General features: G+C 38.2%; 24 protein-coding genes, 1 tRNA gene and 2 rRNA genes (1 of these 27 only partly in view). 24 read left to right on the top strand and 3 right to left on the bottom strand.

All coding sequences use genetic code 11. The features are described 5' to 3' along the window. Window positions 1–12 precede the first annotated feature (12 nt). From wecB to IGJ63_RS11300, 16 genes are all read left to right on the top strand, one after another. Window positions 13–1,164 (top strand): non-hydrolyzing UDP-N-acetylglucosamine 2-epimerase, encoded by a 1,152-nt coding sequence (gene wecB / locus IGJ63_RS11375; protein WP_002402063.1) that lies wholly within the window; start codon window positions 13–15, stop codon window positions 1,162–1,164. A 74-nt stretch (window positions 1,165–1,238) separates the two neighbouring features. Continuing rightward, complete coding sequence (locus IGJ63_RS11370) at window positions 1,239–1,916, top strand: HAD family hydrolase (RefSeq protein WP_002403105.1); 678 nt, start codon at window positions 1,239–1,241, stop codon at window positions 1,914–1,916. Between the two features lie 207 nt (window positions 1,917–2,123). Next, window positions 2,124–3,509, top strand: coding sequence for an endolytic transglycosylase MltG (mltG, locus tag IGJ63_RS11365; RefSeq protein WP_002415850.1), 1,386 nt, complete (start codon window positions 2,124–2,126; stop codon window positions 3,507–3,509). Window positions 3,510–3,769: 260 nt separating this feature from the next. Beyond that, complete coding sequence (gene greA, locus IGJ63_RS11360) at window positions 3,770–4,249, top strand: transcription elongation factor GreA (protein WP_002355133.1); 480 nt, start codon at window positions 3,770–3,772, stop codon at window positions 4,247–4,249. A gap of 150 nt (window positions 4,250–4,399) precedes the next feature. Continuing rightward, window positions 4,400–5,131 carry a cell wall-active antibiotics response protein LiaF gene (gene liaF / locus IGJ63_RS11355; protein WP_002381168.1) on the top strand — a complete coding sequence of 244 codons (732 nt, stop codon included), beginning with the start codon at window positions 4,400–4,402 and terminating at the stop codon, window positions 5,129–5,131. After that, a complete protein-coding gene (locus tag IGJ63_RS11350; protein ID WP_002365182.1) occupies window positions 5,128–6,231 on the top strand; it encodes a sensor histidine kinase in 1,104 nt (367 codons plus the stop codon). Before liaF ends, IGJ63_RS11350 begins: the two co-directional genes overlap by 4 nt. Continuing rightward, the gene (locus tag IGJ63_RS11345; RefSeq protein WP_002355137.1) at window positions 6,206–6,838 is read left to right on the top strand and encodes a response regulator; all 633 of its coding nucleotides are present in this window, start codon (window positions 6,206–6,208) and stop codon (window positions 6,836–6,838) included. The genes IGJ63_RS11350 and IGJ63_RS11345 overlap by 26 nt, the downstream gene beginning before the upstream one ends. A gap of 103 nt (window positions 6,839–6,941) precedes the next feature. After that, window positions 6,942–7,607 (top strand): potassium channel family protein, encoded by a 666-nt coding sequence (locus IGJ63_RS11340; protein WP_002355139.1) that lies wholly within the window; start codon window positions 6,942–6,944, stop codon window positions 7,605–7,607. 54 nt (window positions 7,608–7,661) lie between these two features. Continuing rightward, on the top strand, window positions 7,662–7,991 hold the full coding sequence (locus IGJ63_RS11335) for a HesB/YadR/YfhF family protein (protein ID WP_002355140.1): 330 nt from the start codon (window positions 7,662–7,664) through the stop codon (window positions 7,989–7,991). A gap of 202 nt (window positions 7,992–8,193) precedes the next feature. Next, on the top strand, window positions 8,194–9,132 hold the full coding sequence (locus tag IGJ63_RS11330; protein ID WP_002378890.1) for a glycosyltransferase family 2 protein: 939 nt from the start codon (window positions 8,194–8,196) through the stop codon (window positions 9,130–9,132). Between the two features lie 146 nt (window positions 9,133–9,278). Continuing rightward, complete coding sequence (locus tag IGJ63_RS11325) at window positions 9,279–10,412, top strand: ABC transporter ATP-binding protein (RefSeq protein WP_016633962.1); 1,134 nt, start codon at window positions 9,279–9,281, stop codon at window positions 10,410–10,412. Beyond that, window positions 10,412–11,287 carry a carbohydrate ABC transporter permease gene (locus IGJ63_RS11320; RefSeq protein ID WP_284955344.1) on the top strand — a complete coding sequence of 292 codons (876 nt, stop codon included), beginning with the start codon at window positions 10,412–10,414 and terminating at the stop codon, window positions 11,285–11,287. The genes IGJ63_RS11325 and IGJ63_RS11320 overlap by 1 nt, the downstream gene beginning before the upstream one ends. Window positions 11,288–11,291: 4 nt before the next feature. Continuing rightward, entirely contained in the window at window positions 11,292–12,110 is an 819-nt protein-coding gene (locus tag IGJ63_RS11315) for a carbohydrate ABC transporter permease (protein WP_002355144.1), read from the top strand. Continuing rightward, window positions 12,094–13,383 (top strand): MBL fold metallo-hydrolase, encoded by a 1,290-nt coding sequence (locus IGJ63_RS11310; protein WP_002378887.1) that lies wholly within the window; start codon window positions 12,094–12,096, stop codon window positions 13,381–13,383. Before IGJ63_RS11315 ends, IGJ63_RS11310 begins: the two co-directional genes overlap by 17 nt. Window positions 13,384–13,406: 23 nt before the next feature. Then, complete coding sequence (locus IGJ63_RS11305; protein WP_002355146.1) at window positions 13,407–14,687, top strand: extracellular solute-binding protein; 1,281 nt, start codon at window positions 13,407–13,409, stop codon at window positions 14,685–14,687. A gap of 97 nt (window positions 14,688–14,784) precedes the next feature. Further along, window positions 14,785–16,338 carry a bifunctional metallophosphatase/5'-nucleotidase gene (locus IGJ63_RS11300; RefSeq protein ID WP_002378886.1) on the top strand — a complete coding sequence of 518 codons (1,554 nt, stop codon included), beginning with the start codon at window positions 14,785–14,787 and terminating at the stop codon, window positions 16,336–16,338. Window positions 16,339–16,402: 64 nt separating this feature from the next. Here IGJ63_RS11300 and IGJ63_RS11295 read toward each other — a convergent pair whose 3' ends face one another. Further along, entirely contained in the window at window positions 16,403–17,365 is a 963-nt protein-coding gene (locus tag IGJ63_RS11295; protein ID WP_002355148.1) for a phosphoglycerate dehydrogenase, read from the bottom strand. Between the two features lie 148 nt (window positions 17,366–17,513). Further along, the gene (locus IGJ63_RS11290; protein WP_002368301.1) at window positions 17,514–18,524 is read right to left on the bottom strand and encodes an NAD(P)/FAD-dependent oxidoreductase; all 1,011 of its coding nucleotides are present in this window, start codon (window positions 18,522–18,524) and stop codon (window positions 17,514–17,516) included. Between the two features lie 204 nt (window positions 18,525–18,728). Between IGJ63_RS11290 and IGJ63_RS11285 the strand changes: the two genes are divergently transcribed. Together IGJ63_RS11285 and IGJ63_RS11280 are read left to right on the top strand one after the other, a co-directional pair. Continuing rightward, window positions 18,729–19,319 carry a peptidylprolyl isomerase gene (locus IGJ63_RS11285; protein WP_002355150.1) on the top strand — a complete coding sequence of 197 codons (591 nt, stop codon included), beginning with the start codon at window positions 18,729–18,731 and terminating at the stop codon, window positions 19,317–19,319. 164 nt (window positions 19,320–19,483) lie between these two features. After that, on the top strand, window positions 19,484–19,690 hold the full coding sequence (locus IGJ63_RS11280; protein ID WP_002355151.1) for a DUF3955 domain-containing protein: 207 nt from the start codon (window positions 19,484–19,486) through the stop codon (window positions 19,688–19,690). A 33-nt stretch (window positions 19,691–19,723) separates the two neighbouring features. On the opposite strand, the gene IGJ63_RS11275 is transcribed toward IGJ63_RS11280, so the two are convergent. Further along, entirely contained in the window at window positions 19,724–20,890 is a 1,167-nt protein-coding gene (locus IGJ63_RS11275; RefSeq protein ID WP_002378885.1) for a MalY/PatB family protein, read from the bottom strand. Between the two features lie 183 nt (window positions 20,891–21,073). Between IGJ63_RS11275 and IGJ63_RS11270 the strand changes: the two genes are divergently transcribed. The 6 genes from IGJ63_RS11270 to IGJ63_RS11245 all read left to right on the top strand — a co-directional run. Beyond that, window positions 21,074–21,442 (top strand): CvfD/Ygs/GSP13 family RNA-binding post-transcriptional regulator, encoded by a 369-nt coding sequence (locus IGJ63_RS11270; protein WP_002365178.1) that lies wholly within the window; start codon window positions 21,074–21,076, stop codon window positions 21,440–21,442. 64 nt (window positions 21,443–21,506) lie between these two features. Beyond that, window positions 21,507–21,878 (top strand): hypothetical protein, encoded by a 372-nt coding sequence (locus IGJ63_RS11265; protein ID WP_002385270.1) that lies wholly within the window; start codon window positions 21,507–21,509, stop codon window positions 21,876–21,878. Continuing rightward, window positions 21,862–22,128 carry a hypothetical protein gene (locus IGJ63_RS11260; RefSeq protein WP_438746641.1) on the top strand — a complete coding sequence of 89 codons (267 nt, stop codon included), beginning with the start codon at window positions 21,862–21,864 and terminating at the stop codon, window positions 22,126–22,128. The genes IGJ63_RS11265 and IGJ63_RS11260 overlap by 17 nt, the downstream gene beginning before the upstream one ends. 415 nt (window positions 22,129–22,543) lie before the next feature. Then, a 16S ribosomal RNA gene (locus IGJ63_RS11255) occupies window positions 22,544–24,104 on the top strand. Window positions 24,105–24,183: 79 nt separating this feature from the next. Continuing rightward, window positions 24,184–24,256, top strand: a tRNA-Ala gene (locus IGJ63_RS11250). 175 nt (window positions 24,257–24,431) lie between these two features. Next, a 23S ribosomal RNA gene (locus IGJ63_RS11245) occupies window positions 24,432–24,463 on the top strand; it runs 2,881 nt beyond the window's last position. The 16S and 23S rRNA genes sit together here with 1 tRNA gene alongside, the layout of an rRNA operon.

The following is a 24,463-nucleotide window of genomic DNA, read 5'->3' as shown; positions in this document are numbered from 1 at the left end:
ATTAGGAGGAAAATGATGAAGAAAATTAAAGTAATGACGGTTTTTGGAACACGGCCAGAAGCAATCAAAATGGCTCCCTTAATCAAAGTTTTAGAAGAGCAAAGTCAAGGATTTGACTCTGTAGTAGTCGTAACAGCGCAACATCGCCAAATGTTGGATCAAGTGTTAGAAGATTTTCAAATTACACCGAATCATGATTTAAATATCATGAAAGATGGGCAAACCTTAACAGATATTACAAGTCGTGTTTTGAATTTATTAACTGAGGTTCTTGTGACAGAACAGCCGGATATTGTCTTGGTTCATGGCGATACAACCACGTCATTTGCGGCTGCATTGGCTGCTTTTTATCAACAGATTCCAGTGGGACATGTGGAAGCAGGATTGCGGACCTGGCAAAAATATTCTCCGTTTCCAGAAGAAATGAATCGTCAACTGGTAGACGTGTTAACTGATATTTATTTTGCCCCAACCACTCAAAGTAAGGACAATTTAATCAAAGAAAATCATCCAGAAGAACATATTTATGTAACTGGCAATACAGCGATTGACGCGATGGCGTACACTGTTGATGCCCACTATCAAAATGATTTATTGGAAAAAATCCCTACAGACCAGCGCATCGTGCTAATTACAATGCATCGTCGTGAAAATTTAGGCCTGCCAATGGCAAATGTGTTTAAAGCTGTTCGTCGACTTGTAATGGAACATCCAGAAATTGAAGTCATTTTCCCCATGCACAAAAATCCCAAAGTCCGTGAAATAGTAGCGGAACACTTAGGTGAATTAGCTCGTGTGCATTTAATTGAACCATTGGATGTCAAAGATTTTCAAAATTTTGCAGCGAAAAGTGCTTTAATTTTAACTGATTCTGGCGGTGTGCAAGAAGAAGCTCCTTCCTTAGGTGTGCCAGTTTTAGTTTTACGAGATACAACGGAACGTCCAGAAGGCGTAGCGGCAGGAACATTGAAATTGGTTGGTACAGACGAACAAGTAGTCTATCAAGAGGCGAAAACATTATTGACTGATTCTGATGCTTACCACGCGATGGCGCATGCACAAAATCCGTATGGGGATGGTCAAGCTAGCCGCCGAATCGTTGAAGCCATTGCCTATGAAATGCAGCAATCAGATAAAAAACCAGATACGTTTACAGCAAAATAAATAAAAAGGCAGAGAAGCGCTGAAAAATGTGCTTCTTTTGCGTATCTTATTTTGAAGAATCAATTAGACAAAAAATGCTAGAAAGTAGTGAAGTGAAGATGTATCAAACGATTTTATTTGATTTAGATGGCACAATTACGGATTCTGGTAGCGGCATTATGCGTTCTATTTTATACGCAACAGAACAATTAGGCTGGCCAGCTCCTAGCGAGGAGACGTTACGTTCTTTCATAGGGCCGCCTTTATATGAATCATTTTTGCACATGGCGCCTTCAGCTGAAGCAGCGCAACAAGCCGTGGGTCATTATCGAGCGTATTATCAGAGAAAAGGTATGTTTGAAAACCATGTGTATCCAGGGATCCCAGAGGTACTAATAAGGTTAAAGGAAGCGGGAGCAAAGTTATACATTGCGACTTCCAAGCCAGAAGAATTTGCTAAAAAGATTATTACTCATTTTGATTTAGATCGTTATTTTACAGGCATCTATGGAGCGAGCATGGACGGTCATCGTTCTAAAAAAGCAGATGTGATTCAGTATGCATTAACGGAAGCTCAATTAGACCCAACCAAAGAAGCAATTATCATGGTTGGTGATCGTAATCATGACATTCTTGGTGCTCAACAAAATGGCTTAGATAGTATAGGTGTCTTGTATGGATTTGGTGAAGAAACAGAATTACAAGAGGCGGGAGCGACATTCCTAGTACAATCGCCTAAAGACTTAGGTGCTATTTTGCTACAAAATTCTTAATAGAAAATGGATTTTCGATAAATTTAGGAGGATTTTAAGATTTATTATCGTTTCAATAGAAAAGCGCCATCATAGGCTTTAAACGTTGTCAATGATGAATTTTTTATCAGGGAATGACGGTCTTTTTATTAAAAACATTTAATTTTAAAGAGGTTTCATGTATAATAGTTTCAGTCATAAACGATAGAATAGTAAGGAGGGTTAGTTTTGGCTAATGATAACCAAAATAACCAAGATCCCAAATCTTCGCTTAGAGATCAAGTAACTGGGTCTTTAAAAGGTAGAAATGATGGCGATCAACCTGATTCCTCTGAAAAAAATGATAGGTCTCCCCAACCTTCATCTGATGAATCACAAGAAACAGCGAGCCGCACAACACAAACACGTGCAGGTTCTAGAGCTGCTCGAAGACGTGGGAAAGACAAGACGACACAGACAGTCGAAGAGCCAACCCCGATTGAAACAGACGAAAAGCCAACAAATACAAAAAAACAAACACGTAAAAAAGAAGATCGTTTAGTCGGTCGTATCGTGTTAATTGTAGTTTCTGTATTGGTTTTAATGATGGCAATCTTTGGGTTTACTTTTTATAAATATGTAGACGCTGGGCTACAACCACTAGACAAGAACAATAAGAAGCTTGTTCAAGTGCATATCCCAGAAGGATCTTCTAATAAGCAAATTGCTGCGGTTTTAGAAGAAAGCAACGTCATTAAAAGCGGAATGGTTTTTAACTACTACGTAAAATTTAAAAACTTAACAGATTTTCAAGCGGGCTATTATCAAATGTCTCCAAGCATGACACTCGATGAAATTGGTGAAATGCTAAAAGAAGGGGGCACGCCAGAACCAACTAAAATCGCAGATGGCAAAGTAACGATTCCTGAAGGCTACGATATAGATAAAATTGGCGAAGCTATTGAAAAAAATACAGATTTCAAGAAAGCAGATTTCATTGCATTAATGAAAAACGAAGACTTCTTCAATCAAATGAAAGCTAAGTATCCTGATTTACTTGAAAGTGCTGCAACTGCAGAAGGTGTTCGTTATCGCTTAGAAGGCTATTTGTTCCCGGCAACTTATGATTACTACAAAAAAGCAACACTTCCTGAATTTGTCGAACAGATGGTTGCTAAAATGAACACAGTAATGGAACAATATACGCCGACAATTCATGCAAAGAATTTAACCAATCAGCAAGTCTTAACGTTAGCTTCATTGGTTGAAAAAGAAGGAGTCAAAGAAGCAGACCGCAAACAAATTGCGCAAGTATTCTTTAACCGCTTGGCTGCCGATATGCCGATCCAATCAGATATTTCTATTTTGTATGCTCTAGGAGAACACAAAGAAACTGTAACGTATGCTGACTTGGAAGTGGACTCGTCTTATAACTTGTATAAAAATACTGGTTATGGACCAGGACCATTAGATAGCCCAAGTGAGGAGTCAATTAAAGCAGTCTTGAATCCGACACCAAGTGACTATTTATACTTTGTAGCAGATATTTCTACAGGAAAAGTATACTTCTCAAAAACATATGAAGAACATCAAGTATTAGTAGATCAGTATGTCAATAATTCAAGTAGTGAATAAAATGAAAACATAAAAGAGCTTGGTGAATCAATTTTGTATGATTCACCAAGCTTTTAGATACTCAAAAAGTAATCTGTTTAACAGAGGGAAAGAGTAGCAACTAGAAATTTATATAAATAAAATTTAGCAAAATCACAAAAATTCAATAATTATATTTACAATTTAGAAAAAGCGTGGTACTCTTTTGTGGATTGAAAGCGGAATTTTTTTCAATAACCAACCAAGAACTACGTATCGTTAAGCGAAAAAGGAGAATTAACATGGTAGAAAAAGTATATCCAATGACTCTTGAAGGAAAAGAAAAATTAGAACAAGAGCTAGAAGAATTAAAAACAATTAAACGTAAAGAAATCGTAGAGCGTATTAAAATCGCTCGTAGCTTTGGGGATCTTTCAGAGAACTCAGAGTATGAATCAGCTAAAGATGAACAAGCTTTCGTTGAAGGACGTATTACAACGTTAGAAAATATGATTCGTTTTGCAGAAATCATCGATAATGATGGCGTGGACCAAGACGAAGTTTCCATCGGTAAAACAGTTACTTTCCAAGAATTGCCTGATGGAGAAGAAGAGGAATACACAATCGTAGGAAGTGCCGAAGCCGATCCATTTTCTGGTAAAATTTCTAACGATTCACCGATTGCGCAAGCCTTAATTGGTAAACAATTAGGCGACCAAGTGATTATTGCAACACCTGGTGGCGACATGACAGTTAAAATTACAAAAGTTGAAGCAAACTAAATAATTGAGTAGGGCAGGCAGCTTCCAAGGCCTGTCCTTTCGCAATCTATGACATTTAGGGCTAAAGTCCTATGGTAACCTGAGGCGCAAACCACTATGATTAAATAAAATAAACGAGTAAAATAAATGACAGAGGGAGGAGGCAAATCTATGAATAACCCTTGGCGCTTTTTTATCGTCGCAGAAGCATTACTTTTTATTCTGGCGTTATGGCAAATTGTACATAATCCTGGATTAGCTGTTTTATTAACAATTGGCGTTTTACTTGTGGCCTACGTTTCCAGGAAAGCATCTAAAACACATTTTAACAACTTTCAATTCGTCCTCGGCGTTGTTTTTATTGTCATTGGTGCAATGAATAGCACGGCTGTTTGGTTTATGTTGATTTTTGGCGTACTCTTTATCGGCTTAAAAGGCTTTGAGATTTCAGGCGTGGATATAGCTGAGCGAGCACCTTGGCGAAAAAAACAAATGATTATGGTGGAGACGGCGGCAAAAGAACCTAAAAATGGCAAACGGTTTAAACGCCGCTGGTTTGCCAACGAACGCATTGGTAACAATATCTATGAATGGGACGATATCAATATTGATTTAATCTCTGGGGACACCATTATTGATTTAGGTAATACGCTACTACCGAAAGAAGACAATATTATTATTATTCGTAAAGGTTTTGGCCGCACGCGAATTCTAGTGCCGTTAGGTGTAGCTATTTTGTTAGAACATTCAACTTTTTACGGAACGGTACGTTTTGAAGAAGAAAAATATCAATTGAAAAACGAATCATTAAAAATTTACAGCAATGATTATGATACCAATCTTCGTCGTTTGAAAATTATGACGAACACTTTAGTAGGAGATGTTGAGGTGATCCGTGTATGACCGATCGGATTTCAAGACGCATGATTTCATTATATGCGTCCCTTAGCACCTTTATTGTTATCTTAATTACATTGTTTTCATATTTTCATTCGATTAAACAAAACCGGTGGTTATTAGAGCTTCTTCAGAGAAAAGTCTTTTATTTACCACTAATTGTGCACATTGTTCTCATATCCTTACTAATAGGCTTATTGACCTTTTTACTGATTTCATTGGTTCAAAAAGGGCAATATGGACGGATTGAAGAAAAACTTCGGTTATTGGCCAACGGTAATTATGAAAGTCCAGTCTTAAACAAACCAACGACCAGTGAAAATCAAGACCATTATCTAACCGAAGTCGAACAAGATATTTGGTCGATTAAAAATAAATTATTAGAGATGTCTAAAGAATTGCAATTATTAAACAGTCGACCGCAATTAATGGATGGGCAAACAAAAGAAGAAATTTTAGAGAACGAGCGGCATCGTTTGGCGCGGGAGTTGCATGATTCAGTCAGTCAACAACTTTTTGCAGCCATGATGATGTTGTCTGCATTAAATGAACAAGCACAACGAACAGAAACCCCGGAACCATATCGTAAACAACTAGCCATGGTGGCAGAAATCATTAATGCCTCCCAATCGGAAATGCGCGCGCTACTATTGCACTTGCGTCCTATCAGTCTAGAAGGAAAAAGTTTGCGTAAAGGTATTGAACAATTACTGAAAGAACTACAAACAAAAATTAAAATTGAATTGATTTGGGATGTTGAAGATGTTCATTTAAATAGCAGCATTGAGGATCATCTTTTCCGAATTGTGCAGGAGTTACTTTCAAATACCTTAAGACATGCCAAAGCAAAGGAATTAGAGGTATACTTACACCAAGTCGATAAAAACGTGTTATTGCGTATTGTTGATGATGGTGTCGGCTTTGATATGAAGGAACAAAGTAATAAAGCCGGTAGTTATGGCTTAAATAATATTCGAGAACGTGTTGTCGGCATGGGCGGTACAGTTAAAATTATTAGTTTTAAAGGGCAGGGAACCAGCGTTGAAATTAAAGTTCCTGTCATAAAGGAGGAAACTGCAAGTGATCAAAGTAATGTTAGTGGATGACCATGAAATGGTCCGTTTAGGCGTTTCATCATATTTATCTATTCAAGAGGATATAGAAGTCGTAGGCGAAGCAGAAAACGGTAAGATTGGCTATGAAAAAGCATTGGAACTACGTCCAGATGTTATTTTGATGGATTTGGTAATGGAAGAAATGGACGGCATTGATTCAACAAAAGCGATCTTGAAAGATTGGCCAGAAGCCAAGATTATTATTGTGACGAGTTTTATTGATGATGAAAAAGTGTATCCGGCGATTGAAGCTGGTGCAGCGGGCTACCTATTAAAGACATCAACAGCACATGAGATTGCTGATGCAATTCGGGCGACTTATCGCGGAGAGCGTGTGTTGGAACCTGAAGTGACGCATAAGATGATGGAACGGTTAACAAAAAAACAAGAGCCGGTGTTGCACGAAGATTTGACAAACCGGGAACACGAAATTTTAATGTTGATTGCACAAGGTAAAAGTAATCAGGAAATAGCTGATGAACTCTTTATCACTTTGAAAACAGTTAAAACACATGTTTCAAACATTTTAGCAAAACTAGATGTGGATGATCGGACCCAAGCGGCGATTTATGCTTTTCAACATGGTTTAGCCAAATAAATATCAGATAAATCCATAAATAAATTCTAGGAAATCCTTCTAGGAATTTATTTATGGATTTGTTATACTAATTTTAACGAACAGACAGGAGCGGTCAGAAGAAATGAAACAAAATTTTGCAATTATTGGTTTAGGACGTTTTGGCGGCAGCATATGCCAAACTTTGGTGGAAGCTGGTCAAGAAGTTTTGGCCATTGACAGCAGTGAAGACCGTGTCAATGAATATATGAATATTGCAACGCATGCAGTGGTGGCTAACGCCCAAGATGAAATGACGTTGCGTTCTTTAGGGATTCGGAATTTTGATCACGTAGTGGTGGCAATTGGTGAAGATATTCAAGCGAGTATTTTAGTGACACTAATGGTTAAAGAGATGGGGGTTCCCAATGTCTTGGCCAAAGCAGTCAATGAATATCATGCCCGTGTCTTAGATAAAATTGGGGCAGACATGGTCGTTCACCCAGAGCGGGATATGGGCATTCGAATTGCTCACAAACTTGTTTCACGCAATATTTTAGATTATATTGAATTATCTAGCGAATTTTCATTAGCTGAGGTTCGGGTCACCAATCCTAAATTTTACAATAAAACCTTAGCAGAATTAAATTTCCGTCAGCGATTTGGTTTAACTGTGGTAGCGATTCGCCGCTCGAAAACAGAAGTAATTGCTTCGCCAGATGCTTCTGAAATTGTTCGAGAAAACGACAATTTATTAGTTATCGGTGATACCGCAGACGTGGATTTATTAGATGAAAAAATGAATGGCTAAGCACTTTATTCTCTAAAAGCACTGCGCTGTGCTACAATAAATGGCGACAGAGATGTGAAGGAGGAACAAAGAATGAAATTAGAAGTGACACCGAAAGCCCAACAATGGTTTAAAGAAGAAACCGGGGTTCAGCCTGAGACAGGCATTCGTTTTTTCGGAAAAATTTACGGAAAAACACCTGTTCATGATGGTTTTTCCATTGCGATGTCTGTAGAAGCGCCAGATGAGCCAATGATTAAAGAGAACCTAGATGGGATTACCTATTTTATTGAAGAAACAGATGATTGGTTCTTTAAAGGGTATGATTTGATTGTTGATTATGATGAAAAGAATGATGAACCGCGTTATCAATTTGAAGCAAACCAAGAAGATTTAACAAAATAATTTTAGTGCTAAACAAAAGAGGCTGAAGTAGTGCGTAGGACTATTTCTGTTGCTTTCGTTTAACCGCTAGTCAGCCTGAGAAAAAATCGTTTTGGATTTTTTCTCAGGTTCTTTCTATTTAAGTTATTTTAGTTGGATATCGTTATTTAATAAGGCTATTATATGGTATAATGATAATTAACTGAAGTGTGGAGGAAATAAAATGTTATCAATTGTTGTCCCTTGTTATAATGAGGAAGCAGCGATTCCGCTGTTTTTTGAAGAAGTAGAAAAAATTAGCCAGAAACTGTCTCATTCAGTAGAATATATATTTGTGAATGATGGCTCAAAAGACAATACGTTAGCTGTTTTAAGACAGCTTTATCGCGAACATCCAGAGAAGGTCCGTTATCTTTCTTTTTCACGAAATTTTGGGAAAGAAGCGGGCTTATACGCTGGTTTAAAAGAAGCAACAGGTGACTTAGTGACAGTCATGGACGTTGATTTACAAGACCCGCCTGAGTTATTACCTCAAATGATTGAGATGATTGAAACCAGTACAGATTTAGATTGTGTTGGCACACGACGCATAACAAGAGACGGCGAACCGCCCATTCGTAGCTTTTTTGCACGGATGTTCTATAAACTCATTAATCGAATTGCTGAGACGGAAATGGTGGATGGTGCCCGTGACTTTCGTGTCATGACCCGGCAAATGGTCGATGCGATTTTAGAGTTATCTGAGTATAATCGTTTCTCAAAAGGGATTTTTAGTTGGGTCGGCTTTAAAACAGAATATATTGAATTTAAAAATCGAGAACGAATTGCTGGAGAAACCTCTTGGTCTTTCTGGAGTCTATTAAGTTATTCAATTGACGGGATTGTCAATTTTTCAGAAACACCATTGAATATTGCTTCATACGTTGGCGCCTTTTCGTGTATTGGTTCTGCACTAGCAATGTTAGTGATTATCTTTCGAACATTAGTTAATGGTGATCCAACGAGCGGCTGGCCTTCAATGGTTTGTATTGTACTTTTTGTAGGTGGTTTGCAACTATTATGTTTAGGAATTATTGGCAAATATATCGGTAAAATTTTCTTAGAAACGAAAAAACGACCAATTTATATTGTAAAGGAATCAGAAAAAGATTCTAAAAAATAACCAAAAAAGCAGAGAAAAATTCTCTGTTTTTTTGTTGTGCATTAAAAAAAGTGTGAATAGACTTTTCAGAAAAACAACATTTTTTACATAAAAAATACATTAACTTTACCTATTTTTATCTTAATGAAACAGCTTTGCTCTCGCGGTTGCAAGAAATAAATGTTAAAATCAAAAGGTATGCTATTAAATGTTTTTTTGGAGGTTGGGTCATGATAGAAGTTATCGACTTGAAAAAAGTATTCGATAATGGGTTTGAAGCGTTAAAATCGGTCAATTTTACGATTGAGCAAGGGGACTTGGTTTGTTTGTTAGGACCAAGTGGGTGTGGGAAATCCACAATTTTAAACTTAATTGCAGGTTTATTGCATCCAAGTGATGGAGATATTCAGTTTCGACAGCAATCGGTTGTCAAAACAGCACCAAAAGATCGGAACATCGGGTTCGTTTTTCAAAACTATGCCTTATATCCACATATGACTGTTCTAGAAAACGTAATGTTTCCTTTGACGGTAGGAAGTAAGAAAGTTCCCAAGGCAGAGGCACAAGCTATTGCCGAAGAATATATGAAACTAACGAATATTGAAGAGTTAAGCCATAAAAAGCCAGGCACACTTTCTGGTGGTCAACAACAGCGTGTTGCGATTACCCGGGCGTTAGTTCAAAAACCAGATGTTTTATTATTAGATGAGCCTTTAAGTAACTTGGATGCACGTTTGCGTTTGAAAATTCGTGAAGAAATCCGCCGCTTGGTGAAAGAAGTAGGGATTACAACAATCTTTGTAACGCACGACCAAGAGGAAGCGCTATCAATCAGTGATAAAATTATTTTATTAAACGAAGGGGTTATTCAACAAAATGATGAACCTCAAAACCTTTACTTAGAACCAAATAACTTATTTGTTGCTCAGTTCATAGGTAACCCAATTATTAATTTATTGTCTGTTGAAGTGAAAGACGGCAAAATGTACCACAAAAGTTTTGAAATTCCGCTTGAGCGTTTTGAGCAAGCACGCTTTAAAATGCCAATGACTGATGGGAAATATACGTTTGCTTCTCGTCCGGAAGATGTGGTACCAGCTGAAACAGGTCTCTTTACCACAACGACAGATTTAGTGGAATTGATTGGTCGAGAACGTATTTTACGATTTACATTAGGAAATGAACAAGTGAAATCAATTGTAAGTGTAGAAGAAGCGATTGAAGAAGGAGACACTTTATCTTTTGATTTTTCATATAAAAAAGTATTTATCTTTAACGAAGCGGGAGACCGGGTTTACTAATGAAAAAATACAATCCAGAAAATCAACCAAAAGCATGGCTCTTCCTTCTGCCATCATTAGGAATCATTTTACTGTTTAGCGTTTATCCACTGTTTCGTTCTTTGTGGATGAGTTTCCAAAAAGGTTCCTTAATTAACCAACGCTACGCTGGTTTAGAAAATTATCAACGTGTATTGAATGATCCAATCTTCTATAAAGCGTTAAAAAATACAGCGCTCTATGCATTTGCTGTGGTACCGATTGCCTTGATAATTTCCCTAGCAATTGCTTGGATTATCTTTGAAAAAGTTAAACATAAGAGTTTCTTTGAAACGATTTTCTTTATGCCTTATGTAACGAGTACGATTGCCATTGGGATTGTCTTCCGTTACTTCTTTAATGGCGATTATGGAATTGTCAATTACGTCTTAGGCTTTTTCGGCATTCCTTCTGTCAACTGGCTAGATAATGTTCAAATGAGTATGCCAACATTGATTATTTTTGGGGTTTGGACGAGTTTAGCATTTAATATTATTATTTTGTTGGCTGGGTTGAGAAATATTGATGAAGAACATTTTAAAATTGCAAAAATGTTTGGCGCCTCAGACGGCGAAATTTTCCGACGTATTACGTTTCCGCAGCTAGTCCCGACCATTGCCTTTTTATTAACGGTCAACTTAATTGGCGCCTTTAAAGTTTATACACAAGTTTATGCTTTATTCGGTGGCCGTGCGGGGATTGCCAATAGTGCCACAACCGCAGTGTACTATATTTATGACAAATTCCACATTGTAGGACGTCCCGGAATTGCGATGGCCGCCACAGTGATTTTATTTGTGATTATTTTAGTGGTCACTTTCTTACAAAATAAACTCTTAAAGAAAGTGGGGCAATAAGCCAATGAAAAAAGTTTTAACGATTATCGCATTTGTTTTCTTAGGCATTTTAGCCGTTATTACGTTATTTCCATTTGTCTATATGATTTTAGCTGGTTTAATGAGTTACTCTGAAGCGACCAGCATGCCGCCAACCATGTTTCCGAAACAACCACAATGGCAAAACTACACAGAGGTCTTTCAAAAAGCACCCTTTCTTCGGTATTTCTTGAACACAGTCTTTGTTTCAGGCGTTACAACGATTGCTACGGTAGTCACCGCCGTGTTAGCTTCATTCGCATTAACGAGTTTGAAGTTCCGTTTTAAAAATGTGGTCATTGCTTTGATGATTTCGTTGTTAATGGTTCCGTATGAATCTATTATTTTTACCAATTATCAAACGATTGCGCAATTAGGTTTGTTAAATACTTACAGCGCCTTAATTATTCCATTTTTAACTAGTATTTTTTATATTTACTATTTAAACGGTTATTTAAAAGGTATTCCTGATACTTTTTACAAGGCTGCCAAAATTGATGGCGCTAGTGATTTAGAATATATTTGGCGTATTTTAGTACCAATGTCAAAACCAGCGTTGGTAACAGTAGGGATTTTAACATTTATTTCTAGTTGGAATTCTTTCTTGTGGCCATTGTTGGTGACGAACGAGAAAAAATACCGTCTATTGAATAATGGACTATCGGCCTTTGCGACAGAGAGCGGTAGTGACGTACATTTACAAATGGCTGCTGCAACATTAACCGTTATTCCAATTTTAATTATTTACTTGATTTTCAGAAAAGAAATTATCAGAGGAGTTGCAAAAAATGGAATCAAAGGCTAAAACAACTGTGACTTTTCACAGTGGCATTTTAACAATTGGAGGAACCGTGATTGAAGTGGCGTATAAAGATGCCCACATCTTCTTTGATTTTGGTACAGAATTTCGACCAGAATTAGATTTGCCTGATGATCACATTGAAACCTTAATTAATAATCGTTTAGTGCCAGAATTAAAAGACTTATATGATCCACGTTTAGGTTATGAATATCATGGTGCAGAAGACAAAGACTATCAACACACCGCTGTTTTCTTATCTCATGCCCATTTAGATCATTCACGCATGATTAATTATTTAGACCCAGCTGTTCCGTTGTACACCCTAAAAGAAACGAAAATGATTCTAAATAGTTTAAATCGAAAAGGTGATTTTTTGATTCCATCACCGTTTGAAGAAAAGAATTTTACCCGAGAAATGATTGGTCTTAATAAAAACGATGTGATTAAAGTTGGCGAAATTTCAGTGGAAATCGTGCCTGTTGATCATGATGCGTACGGTGCTTCGGCATTACTGATTCGCACGCCTGACCATTTCATCACATACACAGGTGATTTGCGCTTACATGGCCATAATCGTGAAGAGACTTTAGCTTTTTGTGAAAAAGCCAAACATACTGAATTATTAATGATGGAAGGCGTAAGCATTAGCTTCCCAGAACGTGAACCAGATCCAGCCCAAATAGCGGTTGTCAGTGAAGAAGATCTTGTTCAGCACTTGGTTCGTTTAGAACTAGAAAACCCGAATCGACAAATTACCTTTAATGGTTATCCAGCAAACGTGGAACGTTTTGCTAAGATTATTGAAAAGTCACCACGTACAGTCGTTTTAGAAGCAAATATGGCTGCGTTGTTACTTGAAGTATTTGGAATAGAAGTTCGTTATTATTATGCTGAATCTGGTAAAATACCAGAATTGAATCCAGCGTTAGAAATTCCGTATGACACGTTACTAAAGGACAAAACAGACTATTTGTGGCAAGTTGTGAACCAGTTTGACAACCTCCAAGAAGGTAGTTTATACATTCACAGTGATGCACAACCGTTAGGGGACTTTGATCCACAGTATCGCGTGTTTTTAGATTTGTTGGCTAAAAAAGACATTACTTTTGTCCGCTTAGCTTGTTCAGGACATGCAATTCCAGAAGATCTGGATAAAATTATTGCATTGATTGAACCTCAAGTATTGGTTCCAATCCATACGTTAAAACCAGAAAAACTGGAAAACCCGTATGGTGAAAGAATATTGCCAGAACGTGGCGAGCAAATTGTTTTATAAATTTTTTTAAGGGAGAGAAAAAAATGAAGTTCAAAACTCTAGCAACAACAGTGTTAGCAACCGCAGCTATTTTCGCATTGGGGGCTTGTGGTAACGGTAATGGGGCCAAAGAATCAAACGATATTGTGAAAGAAGTGAAGGAAGATACGACAATCACTTTCTGGCATGCAATGAATGGGGTTCAAGAAGAAGCGTTAACAAAATTAACGAAAGACTTCATGAAAGAAAATCCAAAAATTAAAGTGGAATTACAAAATCAATCTGCTTACCCTGATTTACAAGCCAAAATCAATTCGACTTTAACTTCACCAAAAGATTTACCAACAATTACGCAAGCGTACCCAGGCTGGTTATGGAATGCTGCACAAGATGAAATGTTAGTGGACTTAAAACCATATATGGATGATGACACAATCGGCTGGAAAGATGCAGAGCCAATTCGTGAAGTATTGTTAGACGGCGCCAAAATCGACGGCAAACAATACGGCATTCCATTTAATAAATCGACAGAAATGTTATTCTATAATGCTGATTTGTTGAAAGAATATGGTGTTGAAGTACCGAAAACATTAGAGGAATTAAAAGAAGCTTCTAAAACAATTTACGAAAAATCCAACAAAGAAGTCGTTGGTGCTGGTTTTGACTCGTTAAATAACTATTACGCAATTGGAATGAAAAACAAAGGCGTTGATTTTAATAAAGACTTAGATTTAACAAGCAAAGATTCACAAGAAGTCGTGGACTATTACCGTGATGGTATCGAAGCAGGTTACTTCCGCACAGCTGGTTCAGATAAATATTTATCTGGCCCATTTGCAAACAAAAAGGTAGCAATGTTTGTCGGTAGTATTGCTGGTGCTGGTTTTGTTCAAAAAGATGCTGAAGCTGGTGGCTATGAATACGGTGTTGCACCACGTCCTGAAAAAATCAACTTACAACAAGGAACAGATATTTATATGTTCGATAGTGCTACGCCAGAACAACGGACAGCGGCATTTGAATTCATGAAATTCTTAGCTACTCCTGATTCACAATTGTACTGGGCACAACAAACAGGTTATATGCCAATTTTAGAATCTGTTTTACACAGTGATGAGTACAAAAATTCTAAGACAACCAAAGTACCTGCACAACTTGAAAACGCAGTAAAAGATTTATTCGCTATCCCAGTAGAAGAAAATGCTGATTCAGCCTATAATGAAATGCGGACAATTATGGAAAGTATTTTTGCTTCATCAAATAAAGACACGAGAAAATTATTGAAAGATGCAACATCACAATTTGAACAAGCATGGAACCAATAATCAATAAATAAACAGACGTGGGAGGTTGGGATCTGAGTCGTTATGGCTCGTGTTCTAACCTTCCTGTTCTTTTGGGCGGAAGAAGGAGAGAAACAAAATGCAAATAAAAATTTTAGCAACAAGTGATATGCATGGGTACATTATGCCAACAAGTTATAGTGAAAAAAAGATGGATTTACCTTTTGGAACCGCAAAAGCAGCAACCATGCTGAAAAAGTTACGGGCGTCTGCCAAAGGACCAGTTTTTCAAATTGAAAATGGGGATTTTATTCAAGGTTCGCCGCTTAGTTACTACGTAAGAAAAGCAGAAACACATTCAGTGGCTGCCATCACTAAAATCATTAATCAAATGAATTATGATGTTAGCATTTTAGGTAACCATGAATTTAATTACGGTTTAGATTATTTAAAGGAAACGATTGCCAGTTATCAACAGCCAGTTTTAGCTGCCAATATTCTTGGTAAAGATGGACAACCTTATTTCGGTCAGCCGTATGTCATCATAGAAAAACAAGGGGTTAAAGTAGCCATCCTTGGCGTGACGACTCAATATATTCCTCATTGGGAACAGCCGGCAACAGTCAAAGATTTAACGTTTAAAAGTGTCGTTGAAACAGCGGCGGAATACGTGCCAAAACTGCGGGAAGAAGCGGATCTAGTTGTTGTCGCTTACCATGGCGGTTTTGAAAAAGATTTAGAAACAGGGGAACCCACGGAATTACTAACAGGAGAAAATGAAGGCTACGATTTATTGGAAAAAGTTCCTGGGATTGATGCCTTAGTCACTGGTCACCAACATCGAGAAATTGCTACAAAACTGAATGGAATACCTGTGATTCAACCAGGTTTTCGAGGAGCTTTCGTTGGAGAAATTACTTTAGAAATTGAACCTATGGCTAAAGGCTATCACGTTATTGGAAGTGACGCAGCTATTCATCCTGTTGGAAACGAACAACCAGATACAGAAGTTTTAGCTTTGACAACAGCGTTACATGACGAGGTAGAAGAGTGGCTTGATCAACCAGTGGGAAATGTGGAAGGGGATATGACGATTCAAAATCCGAATGCCGTACGCCTCAAAGAACATCCATATATAGAATTTATTAATAACGTCCAAATGGCTTCAAGCGGAACGGATATTTCAGGGACTGCACTTTTTAACAATGAAGGCAAAGGGTTTAATAACCAAATTACGATGCGCGATATCATTACCAACTACATTTATCCAAATACCTTGGCTGTATTGCGTGTCACTGGACAAGACCTCCGTGAAGCGTTAGAACAAAGCGCTACTTATTTTGTGTTAGAAAAAGGCCAACCAATTTTCAACCCGAAATATGTCGATCCAAAACCACAATACTATAATTATGATATGTATGAAGGCATTGAGTATACGCTTGATTTAAGACAACCGTTTGGTGAAAGAGTGACGAAACTTAATTATCATGGCAAAGCAGTGCAAGCAGAAGATGTTTTGGAAATCGTGACAAATCAATACCGAGCAGTCGGTGGCGGAAACTATCAAATGTTCCAACCTGAAAAAATTATTCGAGAAATTCAAATTGATATGACGGAACTGATTGCAGAATATTTAAAAAAACATCCAATCATTCAAGCGTCGACAAATGATAACTTCAAGGTTATCTGGTAAAAAATAGCAAAAAAAGCCTTCAACCATACAATTACTTGAAAGATGGTTGAAGGCCTTTTTTGAGTTAATAGCCTTTTTTTAAGGAAACTTGGTTTTTGACGAGGGTCTGATCCGTCACAAATTGATTTAAGTTTGGAATAAAAATCGCCAGTAATTTTGATTTGAACTTCGGTGTCATGCCAGAAATATGAGGTGTTAATAAAACATTCTGCATCTCCCATAAAGGGCTATCTTCGGGAAGAGGTTCTTCTTCAAAGACATCTAAGGCAGCAAAAGCAATGGTTTTATTGTTTAAGGCAGTTATCAAATCGTTCGTTGCTACTGAGGCGCCTCGACCAACATTTACGAAAATTGTTTCAGGAGCCATTTTTTCAAAAAGTGCCTGATTGTATAAATGTTTTGTTGTTTCAGTCAAAGGAAGAATGTTCACAACAATGGACATTTCATGGATAATTTTACTCATATTCTTCTGTGAATAGCATTCAATGAAGCCTTCCGTCACATGTCCAGAGGTATTCACGCCATAAACTTGAAGATTTAAACCTTTAGCAAATTTAGCTAATTGTTGTCCGATTTGCCCGGTGCCTACGATTAACATTTTTTGCCCAGAAAGTTGTTGATAGGAAGGGGCTGTTTGATTCCATGTGTGTTGCATTTGTTGTTGGATACTTTCTTGCAGTCCGCGGGTATGTGCTAATAAAACGCCTAAAACATGTTCTGAGATAGAAACACTATGGATTCCGCTACCATTAGACAACAGAATGCCTTTTTCTCTTAATTTATCAAAATCCATATAATCAGCACCAGCAGAAATGAGCTGAATCCATTTTAGGTGACTAGTATCAGATGCTAATAAACGCGGACCAATTTCTTTATGCCAGCCTAACATAATTTCGATGGCCTCTTCTTCAGCAGATGATAAATGATCGGTAGATGTTTTAACTAGATAATTGGGTGCCACAGCTTTCACTTGTTCCAGTTGTTCTTCGTTGAATACTTCATTTAAATAAATAATTGGTTGGTTCATCTTTCTTCCTCCTAGCACTTTTTATTGTATCAAAAATAAATTTAAAAGAGAAAAAGAAAGGCTTTTCAGTAAAGCAGAAAGCCAAGGACAAAAATCCGATTTAGATTTTTGTCCTTGGCTTAAAAACTGCTAAAGTCCAGTGCTAACCTTATTTAGGTACGCCGTTTTCAAATAAACTTGTACTATGAACTGGTTGACGTCGAGCATCGGGCCGTAAGTAATGTAAAGCATTATTTACGGCAGTAGGTGCCTCACCAAAGCCTGTAGCGATTAATTTCACTTTTCCCTCATAGGAACAGATATCCCCTACAGCGTATACACCAGGAATGTTAGTTGACATATCGGAATGAACATTAATAGCATTTCTAGAAACGTCTAATCCCCATTCTTTGAGGTGTGTTAAAGAAGAAGTGAAGCCATAATTGATAATTAAATCATCCAGAGGGAGATCCAATGTTTGGTCACCTTTTGTCTCCGTTAATTGGATGCCTGTGAACGTTTCGTTTTCCTTTAAAATATCACTAATGATATAGGGAGTTCTGATAGAAACACTAGATTTTTCCAGTTGTTCCACGCTATGTTCGTGGCCGCGAAATTGTGGGCGACGATGGATAATAGATACTTCTTCTGCGACGTTTTCTAGCATTAAAGCCCAGTCAATTGCGGAATCGCCGCCACCAGCAATCGCAACTTTTTTGCCAGCGAATTTTTTCATGTCAGTCACATAATAATGGATTGACTCACCTTCAAAGGCTTCAACATTTTCGATAGCTAAACGTCGAGGTTGGAAAGCGCCGTTACCAATCGCAAAGATAACCGTTTTAGAATAATGTGTGCCTTTAGTTGTGTCTAAGCGCAAAAGTCCATCTGCTTCCTGTGCAAGGTGTGTGACCTCTTCTTCCAAGCAAACATCGTGCTGAAATGGCTGCATCTGTTTTTCCAAATTGGCAATTAACTCACCGGCTTTAATAGCAGGGAATCCAGGAATATCATAAATATATTTTTCGGGATACAGCATTGTTAGCTGACCACCTAATTGCGGCAGGCTATCAATGATTTTCGTTTTCGCTTTACGAATTCCCGCATAAAAAGCGGCAAATAATCCAACAGGACCGCCGCCGATAATCGTTAAATCATAAATATCTTTTTCATCAGACATTTGAAAATTCCTCCTAATTCATTTAGGGTTGAGACAACTATTGATCGTTTTGCGAACACTTCACAAAATAGCACGGCTTTTCGAAAAAAGCAAGTTTGGCTAACGAATCAAAGCATTCTTTAATCATTGGAAAAAGATCATAGCAATTTTCAGCATTTTTCGATATGATGGAACTATAAAATAATTATCTAGGAGGACATTCTCATGTCACAATTTCCACAATTAGATTTAGAAAATGCTAAAGGCCCAAAAGCGGTCATTAAAACAAACCGAGGCGACATCACTGTTCAATTATTCCCAGAACAAGCGCCTAAAACGGTTAAAAATTTTGTTGAATTAGCGAAAAAGGGCTACTATGATGGCGTTATTTTCCATCGTGTGATTCCTGATTTTATGATTCAAGGCGGTGACCCAACCGGAACAGGAATGGGCGGCGAAAGTATTTATGGAGAAGCATTTGAGGATGAATTTTCTCGGGATGTTTTCAATTTGCGTGGCGCATTGTCAATGGCAAATGCTGGTCCTAACACAAATGGTAGCCAATTCTTTGTTGTTACTAATCAAAATGTTCCAGCTCAAATGATGAGTCAGTTAGAAGATGCTGGTTTTCCAGAAGAAATTATTGAAGCTTACAAACAAGGCGGAACACCTTGGTTAGACTTCCGTCATACTGTTTTTGGTCATGTTGTTGATGGTATGGATGTAGTGGATGAAATTGGTGGAGTCCAACGGGATGCCCAAGACCGTCCAACATTTGACGTCGTGATGGACACAGTTGAAATCATTGGTGAATAAGTTTAACCAATTGAAAAAGAGAGTACCAACGAGGGACAAATTCGTTGGTACTCTTTATTTTTTTCTTAAAACGACTAACTTTTTTTTAAAAGCATCCAAATCTCTTCTTTTAATGAAGTCTTTATAGGATACTGAGTTAAAGAATAGAAGGAGAGGAAGCAAATTTGTTAGAAAAATACAGATATCCAATGGCCTTGGCTTTGTTTGCAGTAATACTCCCATTTATAGGAACGTTTTTTACGTATGTAGATCAGCAAGGAATCGTTCATGAACCAGGATTTTATACAATCATAATTGGAGAAATTTTACTTCTATTTTCAGGTATCTGGTTCGTCAGAGTTTATTTAGCTAAACGCAAAAGAAAGAATTAAAAACAGCTGTCCTAAAAACTAGGACAGCTGTTTTTAATTAAAGGCTTTTTTGATACGTAAAAGGCCTTCTTCGAGAGTTTCTTTTGAACAAGCTAAGTTTAAACGCATGTGTTGAGAACCTTGGGGACCAAAACTAATTCCTGGATTTAGAACCACTTTCCCCTTATGAATTAAGGTATCGCGAAGTTCTCGATCCGTTAGTGAATAAGAACTAAAGTCTAACCATAAAAGATAGGTCCCTTCAGGCTCCATTACACGAACGCTAGGCAGCTCTTCACGGAAAAAAGAAAGGGCAAAATCAATATTTTCTTTTAAATAATCAAGTAATGCCGTTAGCCATTCCTCCCCTGTTTGATAGGCAGCTGCCGTTCCAACGTAGCCAAAAGTATTGATGCCGCCTTGATGATTTTTGTCTTGTAAAGATACGAAAGATTGCCGTAGTTTTTCATTAGGAATGAACAGCATTGAATTTTTAATCCCCGCTAAATTAAAGGTTTTCGTTGCTGCGGTTAAGGTAACAGTGAATTCCTTAAATGCATCATCAGCGACAGTGAAGGAAGTGAAGGTATGCGGTTTGAAAATCAAATCCTGATGAATTTCATCGCTAACCACAGTTACTTGGTGTTTTTGGCATAAACGGCCAATTGCCAGCAATTCTTCTTTTGTCCAAACACGTCCACCAGGATTATGGGGATTACAAAAAAGTAACAGTTTCACCTTTTCTTCGATTATCTGTTGTTCCATTTTAACCAAATCAACTTCATAATGTCCGTTAACTTCTAGTAAAGAATGGCGCACGAGTCTACGCTCATTTTGTTTTACCACATCTGCAAAAGGGGGGTAGACTGGATCACAAATCATGACAGAATCAGCAGGTGCTGTATACGCTTGAACGGTTGTGGCCAAACTGGGTACCACGCCACTATTAAACAAAATTTCTTCTTTTTCAACAATCAATTGATGGTGTTGCCGTTGCCAATCTTGAATTGCTTGATACAGTTCATTAGGTGCAACTGCATATCCTAGAATGCCCTGTTCAATAACTTGTGACAAGGCATCAAGAATAGGCTGATGTACTTTGAAATCCATATCAGCAACCCATAAAGGTAGTAAATCTTTTTCGTGGTAACTCGCTTCAACGGTGTCCCATTTAACACAATTCGTGTGGCGACGCTCAATGGTTTCATTAAAATTAAACATAAGATAACTCCTTTTCTTCTATATAAAGTCTTACTTCCTATAGTATAGTAGATTTTGCTTAAAAGATGAAACAATAGTTTTAACAACTAGGGAAGAAATAATGCACAAACGTTGAAAAAATGCTATTATTTTAAATGAGTAGAAACGGAAAAAGAAATTTATCGTATGAAAAGAGGAAATTTGATGAAGTACAAAATTGGTATGGTACTTTCTGGCACAATTACCGGACTTCAACCATATGGCGCATTTGTTTCTTTAGACGAAGAAACACAAGGACTGATTCATGTTTCGGAAGTACAAGCTGGCTTTACCAAAAATATCCATGGACTCTTAACCGTTGGACAAAAAGTAACCGTTCAAGTTATTGATGTTGATGAATATTCTCAAAAGATTAGCTTATCTTTACGAACCCTTGAAGACAAAGTTCATTCAGTGAACCATCGACGCAAAAAATATTTTACGGATAAGAATAAAAAAATTGGCTTTGCAACCTTAGACAAAGAACTTCCAGAATGGATTGATGAAGCAATGGATAAGTTGCTTGAAAAATAATTCTGTATTTTTTCAGAAAGTGTGTTACAATTTCTTTTGTTAGTGAATCTAAAAATTAATTGAGGTGGATGTCGTGTCTAACAAAAAAGTCGCTGGAACAATCATACTGAACTTAAACGATGGTAGTAAAAAATTTTTGATGCATCCAATAGGTGAAGCGATTGAGTTTGCGATGGCAAAAGTTTCTGATGAGATGACGGGTTTAGCTAGTATGCTACAATGGTTCAAAGAAGAGGTTCAATTGGACGTTACTTCAATTAGCTTAGTAGAATTAACTAACGCGCATATCAATAAAGAAAATGTTCCGCTGTTTGTCTTCGAGATGGATGAACAAGCACTTAAAAATGAAATGGATAAAGACTATACATGGGTAGCACCTGCAGAATTAAAAACGATTTGGTCAAAATATCATATTGAAGGTGTCCCAATGTTTTAAACAAAAAAGAAAGAATCTGTCGATAATCGAACAGATTCTTTCTTTTTTTATGTTGGACGTAAAAAAGTTAATCGAACTATTTCAAATATATGATTCAAATTGTTCGATTTTTAGTAAGGAATTAAACTGTTTTGATAGACAATTAGGATTTAAAAAGTTTAAAAACGAAATAATTGAAAAGAATGAAAACAGATTGAAAACTTCTTTTAATTTTTTTGAAAAAAGTGTTGACCAAACATCAAAATCTTGATATATTATTACATGTCGCAAGGCGAGTCACACAGCTGAGCGATTCAGAAATCAATAATTAAATAACAATTCTTGATTTCAAATCTCTCGAAAAAAGTTTGAAAAAACAACAAAAAAGTTGTTGACAAATAACAAACGAGATGATAAGATATAGAAGTTGTCACAACAGACAACAACAACCAAGCAAAACAACTTAAAAAACTTTTTCAAAAAAAGTTCTTGACATTCAAACGAAAGTTTGTTATGATATAAAAGTTGCTGCGAGGTAACGTAGACCTTTGAAAACTGAACAAAGAATAGACGAACCAAATGTGTAGGGCGTCTTGATTCAATTCAAGACAACAAACATTTTTAACAAGCAAGCAATATGCTAGCAAACAAATTGAGCTTAACAATCGAAAGATTGTTCTAACTTTTATTATGAGAGTTTGATCCTGGCTCAGGACGAACGCTGGCGGCGTGCCTAATACATGCAAGTCGAACGCTTCTTTCCTCCCGAGTGCTTGCACTCAATTGGAAAGAGGAGTGGCGGACGGGTGAGTAACACGTGGGTAACCTACCCATCAGAGGGGGATAACACTTGGAAACAGGTGCTAATACCGCATAACAGTTTATGCCGCATGGCATAAGAGTGAAAGGCGCTTTCGGGTGTCGCTGATGGATGGACCCGCGGTGCATTAGCTAGTTGGTGAGGTAACGGCTCACCAAGGCCACGATGCATAGCCGACCTGAGAGGGTGATCGGCCACACTGGGACTGAGACACGGCCCAGACTCCTACGGGAGGCAGCAGTAGGGAATCTTCGGCAATGGACGAAAGTCTGACCGAGCAACGCCGCGTGAGTGAAGAAGGTTTTCGGATCGTAAAACTCTGTTGTTAGAGAAGAACAAGGACGTTAGTAACTGAACGTCCCCTGACGGTATCTAACCAGAAAGCCACGGCTAACTACGTGCCAGCAGCCGCGGTAATACGTAGGTGGCAAGCGTTGTCCGGATTTATTGGGCGTAAAGCGAGCGCAGGCGGTTTCTTAAGTCTGATGTGAAAGCCCCCGGCTCAACCGGGGAGGGTCATTGGAAACTGGGAGACTTGAGTGCAGAAGAGGAGAGTGGAATTCCATGTGTAGCGGTGAAATGCGTAGATATATGGAGGAACACCAGTGGCGAAGGCGGCTCTCTGGTCTGTAACTGACGCTGAGGCTCGAAAGCGTGGGGAGCAAACAGGATTAGATACCCTGGTAGTCCACGCCGTAAACGATGAGTGCTAAGTGTTGGAGGGTTTCCGCCCTTCAGTGCTGCAGCAAACGCATTAAGCACTCCGCCTGGGGAGTACGACCGCAAGGTTGAAACTCAAAGGAATTGACGGGGGCCCGCACAAGCGGTGGAGCATGTGGTTTAATTCGAAGCAACGCGAAGAACCTTACCAGGTCTTGACATCCTTTGGCCACTCTAGAGATAGAGCTTTCCCTTCGGGGACAAAGTGACAGGTGGTGCATGGTTGTCGTCAGCTCGTGTCGTGAGATGTTGGGTTAAGTCCCGCAACGAGCGCAACCCTTATTGTTAGTTGCCATCATTTAGTTGGGCACTCTAGCGAGACTGCCGGTGACAAACCGGAGGAAGGTGGGGATGACGTCAAATCATCATGCCCCTTATGACCTGGGCTACACACGTGCTACAATGGGAAGTACAACGAGTCGCTAGACCGCGAGGTCATGCAAATCTCTTAAAGCTTCTCTCAGTTCGGATTGCAGGCTGCAACTCGCCTGCATGAAGCCGGAATCGCTAGTAATCGCGGATCAGCACGCCGCGGTGAATACGTTCCCGGGCCTTGTACACACCGCCCGTCACACCACGAGAGTTTGTAACACCCGAAGTCGGTGAGGTAACCTTTTTGGAGCCAGCCGCCTAAGGTGGGATAGATGATTGGGGTGAAGTCGTAACAAGGTAGCCGTATCGGAAGGTGCGGCTGGATCACCTCCTTTCTAAGGAATATTACGGAAATACACATTTCGTCTTTACTTTGTTCAGTTTTGAGAGGTCTACTCTCAATCAAATAAATTCGGGGCCTTAGCTCAGCTGGGAGAGCGCCTGCTTTGCACGCAGGAGGTCAGCGGTTCGATCCCGCTAGGCTCCATTGATAGCTTTTGCTATCAGATTCGTTCATTGAAAACTGGATATTGAAGTAAAAAGAATCAAAATAAACCGAGAACACCGCGTTGAATGAGTTTTTTATAAGTTCAATTGCTTATTTATTGATTAACCTTCTATCGCTAGAAGAAGTGATCAAGACCCAACCGTAAGGTTGATAAGGTTAAGTGAATAAGGGCGCACGGTGGATGCC

The sequence above is a fragment of the Enterococcus sp. DIV1375a genome (assembly GCF_051712205.1).
In the GTDB taxonomy this organism is placed as follows: domain Bacteria; phylum Bacillota; class Bacilli; order Lactobacillales; family Enterococcaceae; genus Enterococcus; species Enterococcus faecalis.
The sequence above is the reverse complement of the archived record's forward strand: the minus strand, read 5'-3'. Positions and strand labels throughout refer to the sequence as shown.